The organism is Henriciella sp. AS95, assembly GCF_038900055.1.
GTDB lineage: Bacteria > Pseudomonadota > Alphaproteobacteria > Caulobacterales > Hyphomonadaceae > Henriciella.
Genome location: NZ_JBBMQM010000001.1, coordinates 1,735,890 through 1,755,185, shown reverse-complemented (window position 1 = coordinate 1,755,185; position 19,296 = coordinate 1,735,890). Strand labels below are relative to the sequence as shown.

Annotated in this window: 17 protein-coding genes; 1 reads left to right on the top strand and 16 read right to left on the bottom strand. The window is 58.2% G+C overall.

Annotated elements, in window-relative coordinates:
* Nucleotides 1–3: 3 nt before the first annotated feature.
* Genes rpsC through rpsJ form a run of 8 tightly spaced genes read right to left on the bottom strand, consistent with a single transcriptional unit; the run spans nt 4 to nt 4,325 of the window.
* Entirely contained in the window at nt 4–738 is a 735-nt protein-coding gene (gene rpsC / locus WNY37_RS08640) for a 30S ribosomal protein S3 (protein WP_342973062.1), read from the bottom strand.
* Nucleotides 738–1,127, bottom strand: a complete 390-nt coding sequence (gene rplV / locus WNY37_RS08635) for a 50S ribosomal protein L22 (RefSeq protein ID WP_342973061.1) — start codon at nt 1,125–1,127, stop codon at nt 738–740. The genes rpsC and rplV overlap by 1 nt, the downstream gene beginning before the upstream one ends.
* 2 nt (nt 1,128–1,129) lie before the next feature.
* Nucleotides 1,130–1,408 carry a 30S ribosomal protein S19 gene (rpsS, locus tag WNY37_RS08630; protein WP_084394334.1) on the bottom strand — a complete coding sequence of 93 codons (279 nt, stop codon included), beginning with the start codon at nt 1,406–1,408 and terminating at the stop codon, nt 1,130–1,132.
* A gap of 12 nt (nt 1,409–1,420) precedes the next feature.
* A complete protein-coding gene (gene rplB, locus WNY37_RS08625) occupies nt 1,421–2,251 on the bottom strand; it encodes a 50S ribosomal protein L2 (protein ID WP_342973060.1) in 831 nt (276 codons plus the stop codon).
* Nucleotides 2,252–2,261: 10 nt separating this feature from the next.
* Nucleotides 2,262–2,561 (bottom strand): 50S ribosomal protein L23, encoded by a 300-nt coding sequence (locus WNY37_RS08620; protein WP_342973059.1) that lies wholly within the window; start codon nt 2,559–2,561, stop codon nt 2,262–2,264.
* 3 nt (nt 2,562–2,564) lie between these two features.
* The gene (gene rplD, locus WNY37_RS08615) at nt 2,565–3,209 is read right to left on the bottom strand and encodes a 50S ribosomal protein L4 (protein ID WP_342973058.1); all 645 of its coding nucleotides are present in this window, start codon (nt 3,207–3,209) and stop codon (nt 2,565–2,567) included.
* A complete protein-coding gene (gene rplC / locus WNY37_RS08610) occupies nt 3,209–4,003 on the bottom strand; it encodes a 50S ribosomal protein L3 (protein WP_342973057.1) in 795 nt (264 codons plus the stop codon). Before rplC ends, rplD begins: the two co-directional genes overlap by 1 nt.
* 1 nt (nt 4,004) lies before the next feature.
* Nucleotides 4,005–4,325: a 30S ribosomal protein S10 gene (gene rpsJ, locus WNY37_RS08605; RefSeq protein ID WP_084394339.1), complete on the bottom strand. Its 321-nt coding sequence runs from the start codon at nt 4,323–4,325 to the stop codon at nt 4,005–4,007.
* 267 nt (nt 4,326–4,592) lie between these two features.
* Here rpsJ and WNY37_RS08600 point away from each other — a divergent pair, with 267 nt between their 5' ends.
* Complete coding sequence (locus WNY37_RS08600) at nt 4,593–5,000, top strand: cytidine deaminase (protein WP_342974884.1); 408 nt, start codon at nt 4,593–4,595, stop codon at nt 4,998–5,000.
* Between the two features lie 178 nt (nt 5,001–5,178).
* On the opposite strand, the gene tuf is transcribed toward WNY37_RS08600, so the two are convergent.
* From tuf to rplJ, 8 genes are all read right to left on the bottom strand, one after another.
* Nucleotides 5,179–6,369 carry an elongation factor Tu gene (gene tuf, locus WNY37_RS08595; protein ID WP_342973056.1) on the bottom strand — a complete coding sequence of 397 codons (1,191 nt, stop codon included), beginning with the start codon at nt 6,367–6,369 and terminating at the stop codon, nt 5,179–5,181.
* Between the two features lie 80 nt (nt 6,370–6,449).
* The gene (gene fusA, locus WNY37_RS08590; RefSeq protein WP_342973055.1) at nt 6,450–8,570 is read right to left on the bottom strand and encodes an elongation factor G; all 2,121 of its coding nucleotides are present in this window, start codon (nt 8,568–8,570) and stop codon (nt 6,450–6,452) included.
* A gap of 48 nt (nt 8,571–8,618) precedes the next feature.
* Nucleotides 8,619–9,089: a 30S ribosomal protein S7 gene (rpsG, locus tag WNY37_RS08585; RefSeq protein WP_342973054.1), complete on the bottom strand. Its 471-nt coding sequence runs from the start codon at nt 9,087–9,089 to the stop codon at nt 8,619–8,621.
* A gap of 12 nt (nt 9,090–9,101) precedes the next feature.
* On the bottom strand, nt 9,102–9,473 hold the full coding sequence (rpsL, locus tag WNY37_RS08580) for a 30S ribosomal protein S12 (protein ID WP_018146782.1): 372 nt from the start codon (nt 9,471–9,473) through the stop codon (nt 9,102–9,104).
* A gap of 254 nt (nt 9,474–9,727) precedes the next feature.
* Entirely contained in the window at nt 9,728–13,924 is a 4,197-nt protein-coding gene (gene rpoC, locus WNY37_RS08575; RefSeq protein ID WP_342973053.1) for a DNA-directed RNA polymerase subunit beta', read from the bottom strand.
* Nucleotides 13,925–14,012: 88 nt separating this feature from the next.
* Nucleotides 14,013–18,140 carry a DNA-directed RNA polymerase subunit beta gene (gene rpoB, locus WNY37_RS08570; RefSeq protein ID WP_342973052.1) on the bottom strand — a complete coding sequence of 1,376 codons (4,128 nt, stop codon included), beginning with the start codon at nt 18,138–18,140 and terminating at the stop codon, nt 14,013–14,015.
* 167 nt (nt 18,141–18,307) lie between these two features.
* Nucleotides 18,308–18,685, bottom strand: coding sequence for a 50S ribosomal protein L7/L12 (gene rplL / locus WNY37_RS08565; protein ID WP_342973051.1), 378 nt, complete (start codon nt 18,683–18,685; stop codon nt 18,308–18,310).
* Between the two features lie 61 nt (nt 18,686–18,746).
* Entirely contained in the window at nt 18,747–19,262 is a 516-nt protein-coding gene (gene rplJ, locus WNY37_RS08560; RefSeq protein ID WP_342973050.1) for a 50S ribosomal protein L10, read from the bottom strand.
* Nucleotides 19,263–19,296: the final 34 nt, after the last annotated feature.

The following is a 19,296-nucleotide window of genomic DNA, read 5'->3' as shown; positions in this document are numbered from 1 at the left end:
CGGTTAAGCTCCTGCGCCTTGTGGGCCGGAAGCCGGTCCACGCTGGTTGGTCGAACGGGCGCGAGCCTGGCCGGAATCTTCGGCCTTCTTGTCCTGCGCCATCGGGTCGTGCTCCATGATCTCGCCTTTGTAGATCCAGACCTTCACACCAATGATGCCATAGGTCGTCTCTGCTTCGGCGGTGCCATAGTCGATATCAGCGCGCAGCGTGTGCAGCGGGACGGAGCCTTCTGCATACTGCTCGGTCCGCGCAATCTCTGCGCCGCCGAGACGGCCGGACACCATGACACGAATACCAAGCGCGCCGAGGCGCATGGAATTCTGGATCGCCCGCTTCATCGCGCGGCGGAAAGAGCCACGGCGCTCGAGCTGGCGAGCAATATCTTCAGCAACCAGGGTCGCATCGATTTCAGGCTTGCGGATCTCGACGAGGTTCACGCGAACTTCGTCTTCCGTCATCTTGGAAAGCTTCTTGCGAAGCACTTCGATGTCGGCACCCTTTTTACCGATCACAAGGCCCGGACGGGCGGTGTGGATCGTGACAATGCACTTTTTGTGCGGACGCTCGATAACGATGCGGGAGATACCAGCCTGCTTCAGCTGATCCTTGATCGTGTTGCGAATTTTCAGGTCTTCGTGAACGAGACGGCCATAGTCTGCAGAGTCTGCATACCAACGGCTATCCCAGGTCCGGTTAACGCCCAGACGAAACCCGATGGGATTGATCTTCTGGCCCATTATGCGGCCTCCGCTTCAGCTGATGTGTCACGCAGCACGACGGTCAGCTGCGAGAATGGTTTCATGATGCGAGCCGCGCGGCCACGAGCACGAGCGCGAATACGCTTCATGACGAGGTTCTTGCCGACATGGGCTTCAGCGACGACCAGGCTGTCGATATCCAGGTTGTGATTGTTCTCTGCGTTCGACATGGCCGACCAGAGCACCTTGTAAACATCCTGAGCGGCACGCTTGCGAGAAAACTTCATCTCGTTCAGCGCGCGCTGGATCGGCATACCGCGAATCTGCTGAGCCAGAAGGTTCAGCTTCTGCGGGCTGGAGCGATACATGCGCAGCACGGCGCGAGACTCGTTCGAAGCCTGTTTTGGAGGATTCTTTGCCTTAGCCATGGCTACTTCCTCTTCGCTTTCTTGTCTGCGCCATGACCGTAATACGTACGGGTCGGCGCGAACTCACCGAATTTGTGACCAACCATTTCCTCAGTGACGAGGACTGGAACGAACTTGTTGCCATTGTGGACCTGAAAGTTCAGGCCCACGAATTGTGGCATGATGGTGGACCGGCGCGACCAGGTCTTGATGACCTCACGGCGCTCGGAAGCCTGAGCTTTTTCTGCCTTCTTGAGCAGATAGCCGTCGACGAACGGACCTTTCCAAACGGAACGTGGCATATCTCTCGCTCCCTAGCGTTTCGCGTTACGGCGACGGATGATCAGACGATCCGAAGCCTGGGTCTTGCGGGTCTTAGGACCGCGGGTTTTCTTGCCCCATGGTGTCACTGGGTGACGACCACCGGACGACTTGCCTTCACCACCACCGTGCGGGTGATCGACCGGGTTCATCGCGACACCGCGAACCTTCGGACGCTTGCCGAGGTAGCGGGAACGACCGGCCTTTGAGAGGACCTTGTTCATGTTATCCGGGTTGGACACTGCGCCGACCGTTGCCAGGCAGCTATCCGGAACCATGCGAAGCTCACCGGAGGACAGCTTTACCTGAGCATAGCCAGCATCGCGGCCAACAAGTTGAACATAGGTGCCAGCAGAGCGGGCAATCTGACCACCCTTTTGCGGCTTGATTTCAACATTGTGGACGATGGTACCGACAGGAATATTCTTCAGTGGAAGAACGTTGCCCGGCTTGATGTCCGCCGTCTTCGAAGTGACCACCGTGTCACCGACAGCCAGACGCTGCGGCGCGATGATGTAGGACTGATCACCGTCCTGATACTTGATCAGAGCGATGAACGCCGTGCGGTTCGGGTCATATTCGAGGCGCTCAACCGTTGCGGGAACGTCCCAGCGGGTACGCTTGAAGTCGACCTTGCGATAAAGACGCTTGGCGCCGCCACCGATACCACGAACGGTAACGCGGCCACGGTTGTTACGACCACCAGACTTGGTGAGACCTTCGGTCAACGATTTGACCGGGCGTCCCTTGTGCAGCTCCGAGCGGTCAACAATGACGAGCTGGCGCTGGCCTGGGGAGGTCGGATTGAAAGTCTTGAGTGCCATACTTGCTCTCCTACAGCCCGGTCGTGATGTCGACGGACTGTCCGTCTTTCAGGGTGACGATCGCTTTTTTCGTGTCAGAGCGGAAACCGAGCTTCCCACGGAAACGCTTGGTCTTGCCCTTGACCTTGATCGTGTTGACCTTGGTCACGTCCACTTTGAACAGCGTTTCAACCGCTTCCTTGATGTCCTTCTTATTGGCGGACAGCGGAACGGAGAAAACGATTTTGTTTTCTTCTGCAAGCAGGGTCGACTTCTCAGTGATGACCGGAGCAAGCAGCGTGTCGTAATTGTGTGCTTTCACGTCAGCCATGGCTTATTTCCCTTCCTTGGCTTTCGCTTCGAAGCGCGCGCCGATGCCCTCAAGAGCACTCTTGGTCACGACAAGCTGCTTACGGCGCAGGATGTCATAAACGTTGAGGCCAGCAACTGGCAGCACATCGATGTTCGGAATGTTACGAGCCGCTTTTGCGAAGTTCTCATCAACCTCAGAGCCCGCGATAATCAGCGCGTTCTCGACACCGAGACCCTTGAACTTCGACGAAAGCTCTTTCGTCTTCGCCGCATCAAGCTTGGCGTCGTCAATAATGATCAGCGCGTCGTCTTTGACTTTAGCAGACAGCGCATGCGCCAGGGCCAGCTTGCGGATCTTTTTCGGCAGGTCGTGCGCATGGCTGCGGACGCGCGGTCCGTGAGCAACGGCACCACCCACAAAGATCGGCGCATTGCGCGAACCGTGACGAGCGCCGCCAGAGCCTTTCTGACGGATGAATTTCTTGGTCGTGACGGACACTTCATCGCGTGACTGGGTCTTGTGAGTCCCAGCCTGGCGCTTGGCAAGCTGCCAGCGAACCGTGCGGTGAAGCAGGTCAGAGCGGATGTCGGTCAGGCCGAAAACAGCCTCATCAACCGTCGCTTTGCCAGCCGCCTTACCGTCGAGAGTTTTGACTGCGAGTTCCATTATTCACCAGCCTCCGATTGCTCGGGCTCTACTTTTTTCTCAGAGCCGCCCTTGGCGCGGAAAGAACCGGCAGCAGGCGCATCTGCGTGAAGCGCTTTCTTCACAGCGTCGCGAACTTCCACGTAAGCGCCATCGTGACCCGGGATCGCACCCTTCACGAGGATGATCCCGCGCTCTGCGTCGGTGCGAACCACTTCGAGGTTCTGAACCGTGACGCGATCGACACCATAGTGACCGGCCATCTTCTTACCTTTGAAGACCTTGCCGGGATCCTGGCACTGACCCGTCGAACCGTGCGAACGGTGAGAGATCGAAACACCGTGCGTGGCGCGAAGACCGCCGAAATTCCAGCGCTTCATCGCACCGGAGAAACCGCGGCCGAGCGAAACGCCGGCAACGTCTACACGCTGGCCGACGGCGAAATGGTCAGCCACGACTTCTGCGCCAACCTCCGGCAGGTCGCCATTCACGCGGAACTCAACGAGCTTGCGCTTTGGAGCAACACCAGCCTTGGCGAACGCTTCGCGCTGGGCCTTTGCCGTGCGTTTTGCTTTCGCCTCGCCAGCCCCCATCACAACAGCTGAATAGCCATCATTGCGGGTGACTTTGACTTTTTCTTTTTTCTTGCCGCGATTGACGCTGACTTCGCGGTCTTCGTCAGTGCGAAGGCCGACGACCTGACAGCCATCAAGCGAAAGAACGGTCACCGGAATGTGGCGGCCATTCTCGTTGAAGATACGCGTCATGCCCAGCTTGCGGGCAATAACGCCGGAACGTTGTGCCGGTAGGGCCATCTTAGCGCGCTCCCTCAAGTTTGATTTCGATGCCGACACCAGCTGACAGGTCGAGCTTCATGAGCGCGTCAACCGTCTGCGGGGTCGGGTCCACGATATCGAGGATACGTTTGTGAGTACGGATCTCGAACTGATCGCGGGATTTCTTGTCGATGTGCGGCGAGCGGTTCACAGTGAAACGCTCGATGCGGGTCGGCAGCGGGATCGGGCCGCGCACGTCAGCGCCAGTGCGCTTCGCGGTCGACACGATTTCCTTCGCCGACAGATCGAGGGCGCGGTGATCGAAGGCCTTCAGCCTGATCCGGATATTTTGTTTTTCCATCGTACGGTATCCCGTCCACATGAATGACGCGCCTAGGCGCACGCTATAACGGAGCGCCCTGACGCATTCGGCTGAAATGTCTGTTTCGGTGGGAAGCGTTTGCCACACGAGGCACAGCCGACCCTTCGAAGGGCGCGGTGTATGGGATTTGAACGGGGCCGTCAACACCGCCAGTGAGAATCTTTACAGCGGTCTGCAGTTCAGGGCCGACCACGTGCCCCTTCCCTTTATGGCATCGCTCGTGTCAGATGTCCGTATCGTCCTCAAATCACCCTTAGAACAAGCAGGATCAGCATGAGCGAAGACCTCCTAAACGCAGCGCGGAAGGTGCGCGAAAACGCCCATGCCCCCTATTCCGACTTTCATGTCGGCGCGGCTATTCGGGCCGCTGGCGGGATTTATGTCGGCTGCAATGTCGAGAACGCTTCCTTCCCGGAAGGCACCTGCGCTGAGGCCGGGGCGATTTCGGCGATGGTCGCGGCCGGTGATTCTGCGATTCTCGAAGTGTTGATTTATGCCGAAGCTGATACGCCGGTGGCACCATGCGGTGGGTGTCGGCAACGGCTCTCGGAGTTTGCCAGTTCCGAAACAACAGTAAAACTCGCAAGCGATAGCGGGATAGAAGTCGAAACAACGCTCGGCGATTTGCTGCCTTCGACATTCAAATTGACCTGATCACGACAAAAAAGAGCCGATGATTCTGGATTGATCCCCGCTTTGCGATGGATCGGGCTTCAGATGACCGCAACAAAAAAGGGCCGCTCCGGTATGGAGCGGCCCTGGATGCTTTGATCCCCGCTATCGCGATGGATCGGGCTCAGGGCTGCGGGGTTCGCAGTCCTGACGCCTTATCTTATTTCGTCACCGAGGAGACGACGCCGGCACCGACGGTGCGGCCGCCTTCGCGGATCGCGAAGCGCAGACCCTGGTCCATGGCGATCGGAGCGATGAGCTCGACTTCCATTTTCACATTGTCACCCGGCAGGACCATTTCCTTGTCCGCTGGAAGCTTCACAACACCGGTCACGTCCGTCGTACGGAAGTAGAACTGCGGACGGTAATTGGTGAAGAATGGCGTGTGACGGCCACCCTCTTCCTTGGTCAGGATGTAGGCTTCGGCTTCGAACGTTGTGTGCGGCGTGATCGAGCCTGGCTTACAAAGAACCTGGCCACGCTCGACACCTTCACGGTCGATACCGCGGATCAGCGCGCCGATATTGTCGCCAGCCTGGCCCTGGTCGAGCAGCTTGCGGAACATCTCAACGCCGGTCACGGTCGTCTTCTGGGTGTCGCGGATGCCGACAATCTCGACTTCCTCGCCAACCTTGATGATGCCCTGCTCAACACGGCCGGTCACAACCGTACCGCGGCCGGAGATCGAGAACACGTCCTCGACCGGCATCAGGAATGGCTTGTCCAGCGGACGCTCTGGCGTCGGGATGTAATCGTCGACAGCCTTCATCAGCTCGATGATCTTCTCCTTGCCGATCGCCTCGTCGCGGCCTTCAACGGCTGCGAGAGCAGAACCAGCAATGATCGGAATGTCGTCGCCCGGGAAGTCATACGAAGACAGAAGCTCACGGACTTCCATCTCGACGAGTTCGAGAAGCTCTTCATCGTCGACCTGGTCAACCTTGTTGAGGAACACGACAAGCGCCGGAACGCCAACCTGGCGAGCCAGAAGGATGTGCTCGCGGGTCTGCGGCATCGGGCCGTCAGCAGCGTTCACAACCAGGATCGCGCCGTCCATCTGGGCCGCACCGGTGATCATGTTCTTCACATAGTCAGCGTGGCCCGGGCAGTCGACGTGCGCATAGTGACGGCTCTCGGTCTCATATTCGACGTGCGCGGTGTTGATGGTGATGCCGCGTGCCTTCTCTTCCGGCGCATTGTCGATGTCCGCATAGGACTTCGCTGCACCGCCATAGGTCTCAGCCATCGTCATCGTGATCGCTGCCGTCAGCGTCGTCTTACCGTGGTCAACATGGCCGATCGTGCCAATGTTCACGTGCGGCTTGTTCCGCTCAAACTTCTCCTTGGCCATGGGGCCTCTCCTTCACTTCAAACTCAAGTCTTCAATCAATTGACCGCGCCAGACCAAGTCTGGCCTGGCGCTGAACCGGTTTACCCTGCCAGATCCTGAACGATCTTCTGGGCTTCCGCCTTAGGCACTTCCGCATAGTGGTCGAACACCATGGTGAACTGCGCCCGGCCTTGCGACATACCGCGGAGGTTGCCGACATAACCGAACATGTTGACCAGCGGCACGAAGGCACCGATCGCCACGACGTTGCCGCGCGGATTGGACCCCTGGATCTGGCCGCGACGTGAGTTCAGGTCACCAATGATGTCACCCATATACTCTTCCGGCGTCACAACCTCGACCTTCATCATCGGCTCCATGAGGCGTGGATCGCCCGGACCTTTCAGCTCTCGGAAGGCTGCGCGAGCAGCGATTTCGAAAGCGAGGACCGAGGAGTCAACGTCATGGTACTTGCCGTCAACCAGAACAGCCTTGAAGTCCGTCACAGGATAGCCGGCCAGAAGACCGTTTTCCTTGGCCTGCTCAAGACCTTTCTGGACGCCCGGGATGTATTCCTTAGGCACCGAACCACCGACGATGGCACTTTCAAACACAAAACCGGATCCGGCTTCAAGCGGCTCGAACTGGATCTTGACCTCAGCGAACTGACCTGAACCACCCGACTGCTTCTTGTGCGTGTAGTTGATCTCGGTCGCACGGCCGAGCGCTTCACGGTAAGCCACCTGTGGCTGGCCGATATTCGCCTCAACCTTGAACTCGCGCTTCAGACGGTCGACGAGAATGTCGAGGTGAAGCTCACCCATGCCCTTCATGATGGTCTGACCGGACTCAATGTCGGTTTCCACGCGGAAGGACGGGTCTTCAGCGGCAAGGCGTTGCAGACCGATGGACATTTTTTCCTGGTCGGCTTTCGATTTCGGCTCGACAGCAATCTCGATAACCGGATCCGGGAAGGTCATGGTTTCGAGAACGACAGGATCGGACTTGTCACACAGCGTGTCACCGGTTGTCGTTTCCTTGAGGCCGGCAAGCGCAATGATATCGCCCGCATAGGCTTCTTCGATTTCCTCGCGATTGTTCGAGTGCATCATCATCATGCGGCCAATACGCTCCTGCTTACCCTTGGTAGAGTTGAGCATGGAGCCGCCTTTGGAGACGGTACCGGAGTAGATGCGCAGGAATGTCAGAGAGCCAACGAACGGGTCGTTCATGATCTTGAAGGCAAGACCGGAGAACGGCTCATCATCGTCTGCGTGGCGCTTGATGTTGCGAACTTCTTCTTCGTCGCCGGGTTTGAAGCCGGTGTAAGCAGGAACGTCCAGCGGACCTGGCAGATAGTCGACGACAGCGTTCAGCATTGGCTGCACGCCCTTGTTCTTGAACGCAGATCCACACAGAACCGGCACGAACGACATGGACAGCGTGCCCTTACGGATCAGCTGGCGCAGCGTATCGACGTCGGGCTCTTCGCCTTCCAGATACGCTTCCATGATTTCTTCGTCCATTTCGACGGCGATCTCGACGAGCTCAGCGCGCATCTCTTCGGCTTTCGCCTTGAGGCTGTCGCGAATGTCGCGAAGCTGCCAGCTCGCACCAAGGTCAGAGCCTTCCCAGACCCATTCCTTCATGGTGACCAGGTCAACATGGCCTTCGAGTTCGGTTTCCGAACCGATCGGCAGCTGGATCGGGGCCGGCTGAGCACCGGTCCGGTCCTTGATCATCGCGACGCAGTTGAAGAAGTCAGCGCCGGTCTTGTCCATCTTGTTGACGAACACGATGCGCGGAACCTTGTAACGGTCAGCCTGGCGCCAGACGGTTTCGGTTTGCGGCTCAACACCAGCGTTCGCATCGAGAACACAGACAGCACCGTCGAGCACGGCCAGCGACCGCTCAACTTCGATGGTGAAGTCAACGTGTCCGGGCGTGTCGATGATGTTGAAGCGGTATTTCGGCGACAGGGCGGACGAGCCGTCCTCGGTGCGTTCCCAGAAAGTGGTCGTCGCAGCAGAGGTAATCGTGATGCCACGCTCCTGCTCCTGCTCCATCCAGTCCATGGTTGCAGCGCCATCGTGCACTTCGCCGATTTTGTGAGACTTGCCGGTATAGAACAGGATGCGCTCGGTCGTCGTCGTTTTACCGGCATCGATGTGTGCCATGATGCCAAAATTACGATAACGCTCCAGCGGATATTCGCGGGCCATGGGATTACCTTTGTTGTCTGGTTCCGGGAGGAACGATGAAAGTGGGGATTACCAGCGGTAGTGAGAGAAGGCGCGGTTGGCCTCTGCCATGCGGTGCGTGTCTTCACGCTTCTTCACAGCGGTACCACGGCCCTGGGATGCATCGAGAAGCTCGCCAGCGAGGCGCTCGCGCATCGTGTTCTCATTGCGCGAGCCAGCCGCAGATGCGAGCCAGCGGATCGCAAGAGCCTGACGGCGCTCTGGGCGCACTTCGACAGGAACCTGATAGGTCGCACCACCAACACGGCGCGAACGGACCTCAACAGCTGGAGAGATTGCCTCAAGAGCCGAGTGAAACACTTCCACAGGGTCTTTTTTTGCTTTTTCTTCAACAAGGTCGAAAGCACCATAAACGATACGCTCGGCGGTCGATTTCTTACCGTCCTGCATGATCTGGTTCATGAACTTGGTGATGATAATGTCTTTGAACTTCGGATCCGGAAGGACCTGACGTTTTTCAGCGCGGTGACGACGTGACATGACTGGCAGCCCTTATTTCGGTTTCTTCACGCCGTAATGCGAACGGCGTTGCTTACGGTTCTTGACGCCCTGGGTATCGAGGACACCACGCAGGATGTGATAGCGCACACCTGGAAGGTCCTTCACACGGCCGCCGCGGATGAGCACAACGGAGTGCTCCTGCAGGTTATGGCCTTCACCCGGAATGTAGCACAGCGATTCAAACCCGGTGGTCAGGCGAACCTTTGCCACTTTACGAAGTGCCGAGTTCGGCTTCTTTGGCGTCGTCGTATAGACGCGCGTGCAGACGCCGCGACGCTGCGGATTGCCTTTAAGGGCTGGGGTTTTTGACCGCGCGGGCTTTGGCTTGCGCGGGTTGCGAATAAGCTGTTGAATCGTGGGCATGAGGGCCTTTTGACTTCTTTCTCTCGTGGCCCCATCGGACCAGTTCAAACCAAGATAGCCCGGTTGGGCCACGAACTGACCCACCGGACCATCAATTCCGTACTATGCCAGCCTTGCGGGACCTCAAATCGGGCCGCGGGAGACCATCGTTAAAATGGGCTCAGCCAGCGTTCGGCGCGTGTTAAGACCCTGTGGCCGTCCCGTCAAGTGTCCTCGACGGTGACGGCTGCGATCAGGGCCTCTCCAGCTGCAGCTTACTCTGCTGCGTCTGGTGCTGGTAGCGCAGCTGCTGCCTCCTCGGCCGCCTGACGACGCTTCGCACGAAGCTTGGTGTCGCGTTGAGCGGCAATGCGGCGGAAGTTGCGCATGCCACCGCCTGTACCAGCCGGAATGAGCCGGCCGACGATGACGTTTTCCTTGAGACCTTCCAGCGTGTCCATCTTGCCCTGAAGGGCCGCTTCGGTGAGCACGCGGGTCGTCTCCTGGAAGGAGGCGGCAGAGATGAAGCTGCGGGTCTGCAGCGATGCCTTGGTGATACCAAGCAGCACAGGAACACCCGTTGCTTCGCGCTGGTCTTGCTTGCGCGAGCGGCGGACCGCTGCGTTCGCTTCGTCCAGCTCCATAAGGTCGACATGTTCGCCCTTGAGAAGCGTCGTCGTACCTGGATCGGTGATTTCGATCTTCTGCAGCATCTGGCGAACGATCACCTCGATGTGCTTGTCGTTGATCGGAACACCTTGCAGGCGGTAGACCTTCTGAACCTCGTCAACGAGGTAGTCGGCCAGCGCTTCGATACCGAGCGAGCTCAGGATATCCTGAGGCGCCGGGTTACCGTCGACGAGATACTCACCGCGGCGGATGAAGTCGCCATCCTGGAACGAGATGCGCTTGTTCTTCGGTACGAGATAATCGACCGCTTCGGCGCCCTCTTCTTCCGGAATAATCGCGATCTTCCGCTTGTTCTTGTAGTCGCGGAGATAGGACACGCGGCCATCGATATCGGCGATGACAGCATTGTCCTTCGGACGACGCGCTTCGAAGAGCTCTGCCACGCGCGGCAGACCACCGGTGATATCCTTGGTCTTCGCACCGCCGGTCGCGGTACGTGCCAAGCTGTCACCTGGTCCGATTTCGTCGCCGTCATTGACGGAGAGGATAGCGCCCGGCGAAAGCAGATAGCGAGCCTCGGTGCCGTTCGGCAGGGTCTTGGCTTCGCCCTTGTCGTCCACGATGAGGACGGATGGACGAAGGTCATTCCCCTTGCTGCCGCGATAGTCGACGATCACGCGGGACGAGATGCCCGTTGCTTCGTCGGTCTCGTCGCGGGCCGTCATGCCGTCGACAACGTCGATCAGCTTGGCGACACCAGCAATCTCGGAAACGAGCGGCTGAGCAAACGGATCCCAGTCAGCGAGCTTGTCGCCCGGCTTGACCTTTGCACCGTCCTTGATGTGCAGGCGCGTACCATATCCAGGCTTGAAGGTCTGGCGGGTGCGGCCGTCGCCGTCGACAACCGAGACGGCCATCTGACGTCCAACAACAACGAGGGTCTTGTCTTTCTTCGTAACGGTCTCGCCGTTCTCGAACTTGATCGTTCCCTCAAACGCCGCCTCAACGGAGCTGTCTTCTGCAACACTTGCAGCACCACCAATGTGGAAGGTCCGCATGGTCAGCTGTGTGCCCGGCTCACCAATCGACTGGGCCGCAATGACGCCAATGGCTTCACCACGGTTGACGATCGTACCGCGAGCAAGGTCACGGCCGTAGCAGGCCACACAGACACCGATCTTGGTTTCACAGGTCAAAGGCGAACGAACTTTGATTTCGTCCACACCTGCTTCTTCAATCGCAGCAGCAAGCGCCTCGTCAACATAGGTGTTGGCCGGACAGATGAGCTCACCGGTCTTCGGATTCTTCACATCTTCGCCAACCGAGCGGCCAAGGATGCGCTCAGACAGTGGAACAACCACGTCTGCACCTTCCATGACAGCGCCGATCTGGATGCCCTTGTCGGTTCCGCAATCGTCTTCGTTGACGATACAGTCCTGAGCAACGTCGACGAGACGGCGGGTCAGATAACCCGAGTTCGCCGTTTTCAGAGCCGTATCAGCAAGACCCTTACGGGCGCCGTGGGTCGAGTTGAAGTATTCAAGAACGGTCAGGCCTTCCTTGAAGTTCGACACGATCGGCGTCTCGATGATCTCACCGGACGGCTTGGCCATCAGGCCGCGCATACCAGCCAGCTGCTTCATCTGGTTCTTGGAACCGCGAGCACCGGAGTGAGCCATCATGAAGACGGAGTTCGTCTCTTCCATGCGGCCCGTCTTCTTGTCGATGGCAGCTTCACCAGCTGCATCCATCATCGCGTCAGCGACCTTGTCAGTACAGGTCGACCAGGCGTCGACCACCTTGTTGTACTTCTCGCCGCGCGTGATGAGACCTTCAGCATACTGACGCTCATATTCAGACACCTGCTCGCGCGTCTCTTCGACCAGCTTGGCTTTCGCCGCAGGGATCTTCATGTCGTCCTTGCCGAAGGAAATACCCGCTTTACAGGCTTCCTTGAAACCGAGGCCCATAAGCTGGTCACAGAAGATGACCGTCGCCTTCTGGCCGCAGTTCCGATAGACCTCGTCGATCAGTTTCGAGATGGCCTTCTTGGTCATCAGGTCGTTGACGACCTCAGGACGCATGCCCTTCATCTTAGGCAGCAGCGACGCGATCATGTAGCGGCCCGGCGTCGTATCGATGATACGAATTTCTTCCTTGCCTTCTTCATCGACGCCTTCGAAGCGCGCCTTGATTTTGGCGTGCAGCGAAAGTTTGCCGCTGTGAAGCGCATGCTCAAGCTCGGCAACATCAGAAATCGCCATGCCTTCGCCTGGCTCACCATCCTTGTCGAGCGACAGGTAATAAAGGCCGAGAATGATGTCCTGCGAAGGAACAATGATCGGCTTGCCGTTTGCTGGCGAGAGGATGTTGTTCGTCGACATCATCAGCACGCGCGCTTCCAGCTGGGCTTCCAGCGAGAGCGGAACGTGGACAGCCATCTGGTCACCGTCAAAGTCAGCGTTGAACGCTGCACAGACGAGCGGGTGAAGCTGGATAGCCTTGCCTTCGATGAGCTTCGGCTCGAACGCCTGGATACCGAGACGGTGAAGCGTCGGAGCGCGGTTCAGCAGAACCGGGTGCTCGCGGATGACTTCCTCCAGAATGTCCCAGACTTCCGGCTTTTCTTTCTCAACGAGCTTCTTGGCCGCCTTGACGGTGCCAGCCAGGCCTTTCGCGTCGAGACGCGCATAGATGAATGGCTTGAACAGCTCGAGCGCCATCTTCTTCGGAAGACCACACTCGTGAAGCTTCATGTTCGGGCCAACCACGATGACCGAACGGCCAGAATAGTCGACGCGCTTGCCGAGCAGGTTCTGACGGAAGCGGCCGTGCTTGCCTTTCAGCATGTCCGACAGCGACTTCAGCGGCCGCTTGTTGGTGCCCGTGATCGTGCGGCCGCGGCGGCCATTGTCGAACAGGGCGTCAACGGACTCCTGAAGCATACGCTTCTCGTTGCGGATAATGATGTCCGGCGCGCGAAGCTCCATCAGGCGCTTCAGACGGTTGTTACGGTTGATCACCCGGCGATAGAGATCGTTCAGGTCAGAGGTCGCGAAACGGCCACCGTCCAGCGGAACGAGCGGACGAAGATCCGGCGGAATGACCGGAACGATCGTCATGATCATCCACTCCGGCTTGGCCCCGGAGGCGAGGAAAGCCTCGACGACTTTCAGACGCTTGGAGTATTTCTTGGTTTTCAGCTCAGACGTCGACTCTGCGAGGTCATCACGCAGCTGATCTGCGAGCGAATCGAGGTCGAGGGCACGCAGGAGCTCGCGAATGGCTTCTGCACCAATCATGGCCGTGAAGCTGTCTTCGCCGTGCTCATCCTGAGCTTCCATGTACTCTTCTTCAGTGAGCAGCTGGTTCGGTTCAAGCGGGGTGAGACCCGGCTCGATGACGACATAGCTCTCAAAATAGAGAACACGCTCGACATCCTTCAGCGCCATGTCGAGCAGGGTCGAGATGCGGGAAGGAAGCGATTTCAGGAACCAGATGTGCGCGACCGGCGCAGCAAGGTCGATGTGCCCCATGCGCTCACGGCGAACCTTGGCAAGGGTAACTTCCACGCCGCACTTCTCACAGACAATGCCGCGATACTTGATGCGCTTATACTTACCACAGAGACACTCATAGTCCTTGATCGGACCGAAGATACGGGCACAGAACAGGCCTTCGCGCTCTGGCTTGAAGGTCCGGTAGTTGATAGTTTCCGGCTTCTTGATCTCGCCGGAGGACCAGGACCGGATCTTCTCCGGGCTGGCGATGGAAATCTTGATCGCCTCAAAGCTTGGGGCTGGGGCGTTGTTGTTGAAGATGCTGGCGACGTCTTGGCGCATATTTTCCGCTCCTCGGGAGGGGTGCGACCGGGCTAGGCCCGGCCTGGATAAAACTCAGTTCAACTCGACTTGGTTCACCTGCGGCGGCCTATTGGGCCGCCACTGGGGCGTCATCGTCATCATCATTGGCTTCGATCAGCTCGACGTTAAGGCCGAGTGAGCGCATTTCCTTGATCAGAACGTTGAAGCTTTCCGGAATACCGGCCTCGAAGGTGTCATCACCGCGCACGATCGCCTCATAGACTTTCGCACGACCGGCGGTGTCATCCGACTTGACGGTCAGCATTTCCTGCAGCGTGTAGGCAGCGCCGTACGCCTCAAGGGCCCAGACCTCCATCTCACCGAAACGCTGTCCACCGAACTGGGCCTTGCCGCCCAGAGGTTGCTGCGTGACGAGCGAGTATGGACCTGTCGAACGGGCATGGATCTTCTCGTCCACCAGGTGGTGAAGCTTGAGGAGATATTTGTAGCCCACTGTGACCGGACGTTTGAACGCTTCGCCGGTACGCCCATCATAGAGCGTGACCTGACCGGATGAGTGCAGCCCTGCCCGTTCCAGCATTTCAACGATGTCGCTCTCACGCGCACCATCGAAGACCGGCGTCGCAATCGGCACACCATTTCCGAGATTGGAAGCAAGCTCCACAATCTCTTCGTCGGTTTCCGGCAGTTCTTCTTCCTTGCCATAGACCATCTGCACGGTCTCGCGCAGCGCCTTGTTGTCGTGGTTCTCGTTCCACTCGTCGAGAGCGTTCTGGACGATACGGCCGAGGCCGTTCGAGGCCCAGCCCATATGGGTTTCCAGAATCTGTCCGACGTTCATCCGCGACGGCACGCCGAGCGGGTTGAGCACGATATCGACAGGCGTACCATCCTCGAGGAATGGCATGTCTTCGGATGGATTGATCTTGGAGATCACACCCTTGTTGCCGTGACGGCCAGCCATCTTGTCACCCGGCTGAAGCTTACGCTTCACAGCCAGGAAGACCTTGACGACCTTCATCACGCCCGGAGGCAGATCGTCGCCGCGCTGAACCTTGTCGACCTTGTCGTTGAAGCGGGCTTCCAGCTCGCGAAGCGACTCGTCGAAACGGCTTTGCAGCTGATCGAGCTCGCCTTGAGCCTTTTCAGACTTCAGAGCGATTTCCCACCAGACAGACTCGCGAACTTCATCGAGAGCTTCCTCGGTGATCTTACCGGTCTTGAAGCCTTTCGGGCCAGCCGCAGCGTCCTTGCCGATCAGAAGCTCTTTGAGGCGCGCAAAAGTGTTGCGCTCAAGGATGTTCTGTTCGTCTTCCTTGTCTTCCTGAAGCTGTTCGATCTGCTCACGCTCGATCTGCAGCGCGCGCTGGTCCTTATCGATACCGTGCCGGTTGAAGACACGGACTTCGACGACGGTACCGGCGCCGCCTGGAGGCACACGCAGCGACGTATCGCGAACGTCGGAGGCCTTCTCACCGAAGATGGCGCGGAGGAGTTTCTCTTCCGGCGTCATCGGGCTCTCGCCCTTCGGTGTGACCTTACCGACCAGGATGTCACCAGCTTTCACTTCGGCACCCACGGCCACGATACCGGCTTCGTCGAGGTTGCGCAGGGCTTCCTCGCCAACGTTCGGAATGTCACGCGTGATCTCTTCCGGGCCGAGCTTGGTGTCGCGAGCTGCGATCTCATACTCTTCGAGGTGGATCGAGGTGAAGACGTCGTCTTTCACGATCCGCTCGGAGATGAGGATCGAGTCCTCGAAGTTGTAGCCATTCCACGGCATGAACGCGACCAGCACGTTGCGACCAAGCGCCAGTTCACCGAGATCGGTAGACGGGCCGTCCGCGATGATGTCGCCAGCTTTCACCTCATCGCCCACGCGCACAATCGGACGCTGGTTGATGCAGGAGTTCTGGTTCGAACGGCGGAACTTGGACAGGCGGTAGATGTCGACGCCGGATTTGGCCGAATCGATGTCTTCGGTTGCACGAACCACGATCCGCGTCGCATCGACCTGCTCGATCACACCACTCCGGCGCGCCACAACAGCCGCGCGGCTGTCGCGTGCCACAACCGCTTCCATGCCGGTGCCGACGAATGGTGCTTCGGAACGCACAAGCGGCACAGCCTGGCGCTGCATGTTCGAGCCCATCAGAGCGCGGTTGGCGTCGTCGTTTTCAAGGAACGGAATAAGGGCCGCAGCGACCGAAACAACCTGCTTCGGCGACACGTCCATATATTCGACTTCCTCGCGGGGAACGAGCGTTGCCTCACCGTTCACACGGGCGTTGACGAACTCATTGTCGAGTTCGTTCTTGTCATTGATCGTCGCATTGGCCTGAGCGATCGCGAAGCGGTGCTCTTCCATGGCGGAGAGGTAGACGACCTCGTCGGTCAGTTTACCCTTTTCGACCTTGCGATACGGGCTTTCGATGAAGCCGTACTTGTTCACGCGGGCGTGGGTCGCAAGCGAGTTGATCAGACCGATGTTCGGGCCTTCCGGCGTTTCAATCGGGCAGATACGGCCATAGTGCGTCGGGTGGACGTCGCGGACCTCAAAGCCGGCACGCTCACGGGTGAGACCACCCGGCCCAAGCGCCGAAAGACGACGCTTGTGCGTGATCTCGGAGAGCGGGTTCGTCTGGTCCATGAACTGCGACAGCTGCGAGGAGCCGAAGAATTCGCGGACAGATGCCACAACAGGTTTCGCATTAATCAGGTCATGCGGCATGACCGTGTCGATATCGACCGACGACATACGCTCCTTGATGGCGCGTTCCATGCGCACCAGACCAATACGGTAATTGTTCTCCATGAGCTCGCCGACCGAGCGAACACGGCGGTTGCCGAGGTTGTCGATGTCATCGACTTCGCCCTTGCCGTCCTTCAGGTCGAGGATGACCTTCATGACGCCGACAATGTCATCCTTGCGCAGGATGCGGACATCGTCTTCAGCAGGATCATAGCTTTCCAGCGCCATGTTGAGGCGCATATTCATCTTCACGCGGCCGACCGCAGACAAGTCATAACGCTCGCCGTCAAAGAAGAGCTGACCAAACAGTGCCTCTGCGGCCTCCTGCGTTGGCGGCTCACCAGGGCGCATGACGCGGTAGATGTCGGAAAGCGCCTCAAAGCGGGTCTCGTTCTTGTCGGCTTTCAGCGTATTGCGCAGCCACGGGCCACGATCGCCACCGTCAATGTTCAGGACCTCGATCGATTTCTGGCCCTGCTCGCGCAGTTCAGCAACCAGCTCTTCCTCGAGCAGGTCACCGGCCTCACCGAAAATCTCGCCGGTCTCGCGGTTCACGATGTCACGGCCGAGGAACTTGCCCTCAAGCGCCGTCGACGGAACGAGAAGCTCGTCTGTGCCGCCTTCCGCAATGCGTTTCGCGGCAAGCGCGGTCACTTTGCGTCCAGCTGGGGCAACGACCTTGCCGGTCTTTGCGTCGACGAGATCGAAGTCAGGCTTCTGGCCTTTCCACGACTCAGGGCGGAAACCGATGATCCAGCCCTTCTTGTCCAGGCGGTAGACAGAACGGGTATAGAAGAGATCGATGATCTCATCGGTGTCGTATCCGAGCGCGTAGAGCATTGTTGTCGCCGGCAGCTTGCGCTTGCGGTCGACACGGATGTTGAGGATGTCCTTAGCGTCGAATTCGAAGTCGAGCCACGAACCACGGTACGGAATGATACGGGCCGCGAAAAGCAGCTTGCCGGAAGAGTGGGTCTTGCCACGGTCATGGTCAAAGAAAACACCTGGTGAGCGGTGCATCTGGGAAACGATGACGCGCTCCGTTCCGTTCACGATGAACGTACCCTTGTCGGTCATCAGCGGGATGTCACCGAGGTAGACTTCCTGCTCTTTGACTTCCTTGATTGATTTGGCGCCGGTATCCTCATCGATATCGAACACGACCAGCTGCAGCCGCACTTTCAGCGGCGCTGCGTAGGTCAGGTCACGCTGCATGCATTCCTGAACGTCAAATTTGGGGGGCTCGAACTCGTAAGAGACATATTCGAGAGTTGCCCGCTCGTTGAAATCAACGATTGGGAAGACGCTTTTAAAGACACCACCAAGGCCGTCATCCGTCCGCTCCGCGAGCGGCGTGTTCATTTGCAGGAACTGCTCGTAGGAGGAGCGCTGCACTTCGATGAGGTTTGGCATGTCGATGGCTTCGGGAATACGACCGAAGGATTTGCGGATACGTTTTTTTTCCGTGAAAGAAAGAGCCATCTTTTGTTCCGTTTCTTGCTGCTGGACCCCTCTTTCGAAAGAGGTCTCAGGCAGCTTGCCACCTGAAACGCGAGCACGCGGCAGGACCAATAAGGTCCCGCCGCGCATTTAATCTACTAAAATCGCGCCTCGCGCAGACACGATTCCGTGAAAGCAAGCCTGTTGGCTTACTTGATTTCGACCTTGGCGCCAGCTTCTTCGAACTTCTTCTTGAGTTCTTCTGCTTCGTCCTTGGAAACGCCTTCCTTGATCGGCTTCGGAGCGCTCTCGACGAGGTCCTTCGCTTCTTTCAGGCCAAGACCGGACACAACTTCGCGCACGACCTTGATGACGTTGATTTTCTTGTCGCCGCCATCCGTCAGGATAACGTCGAATTCGTCTTTTTCTTCTGCTGCAGCAGCAGCGTCGCCGCCGCCTGCAGGGCCAGCCACAGCAACAGCTGCAGCGGCTTTGATGCCACGCTCTTCGAGGTAATCATTGAGCTCTTTGGCTTCGAGAATGGTGAGACCGAGAAGTTCGTCACCGAGTTTTGCAATATCTGCCATTTGTCTATTCGACTTTCTTTAGAGGTTCTGAGGTGTTCTGGTTTTGCGTTCAGTTTCTGACCTAGGCCGCTGCCTGCTCGCCAATGACGTTGATCGCACCCGCAAGCTGAGCACCTGGCGCTGTAACGCGCTGGGCAATCTGGCTTGCCTGACCCGTGAGACGGGCAACAACAGTTGCAATCAGCTCTTCGCGCGAAGGCAGTTTCGAGAGTGCTTCCACACCCGACGCATCCATCGCCTCATCGCCCATGATGGCGCCGATGAGTTTGAGCTTGTCATTGTCTTTGGCAAATTCGGTAGCCGCTTTCGCAGGGACCGTTGGGTCTTCTGCATAAGCAATGGCCACCTGGCCTTTGAAAAGGTCTGCCCCCGCTTCGCCACCTTTGCCACCAAGGGCAATTTTGGCAATGCGGTTCTTGACCACTTTGAGCTTACCACCATTCTCGCCGAGCTTGGTGCGAAGCCCTGTCATCTCCGCAACGCTCAAACCGGTATAATGCGTGACGATCACTGCACCGGAGGTCTCGAAAACGGTTTCGAGTTCCGCGAGCGCCGCCTGCTTTCCAGCTTTATCCATTACGGTACTCCAGTAGTAAGGCGTCCGGCCCATC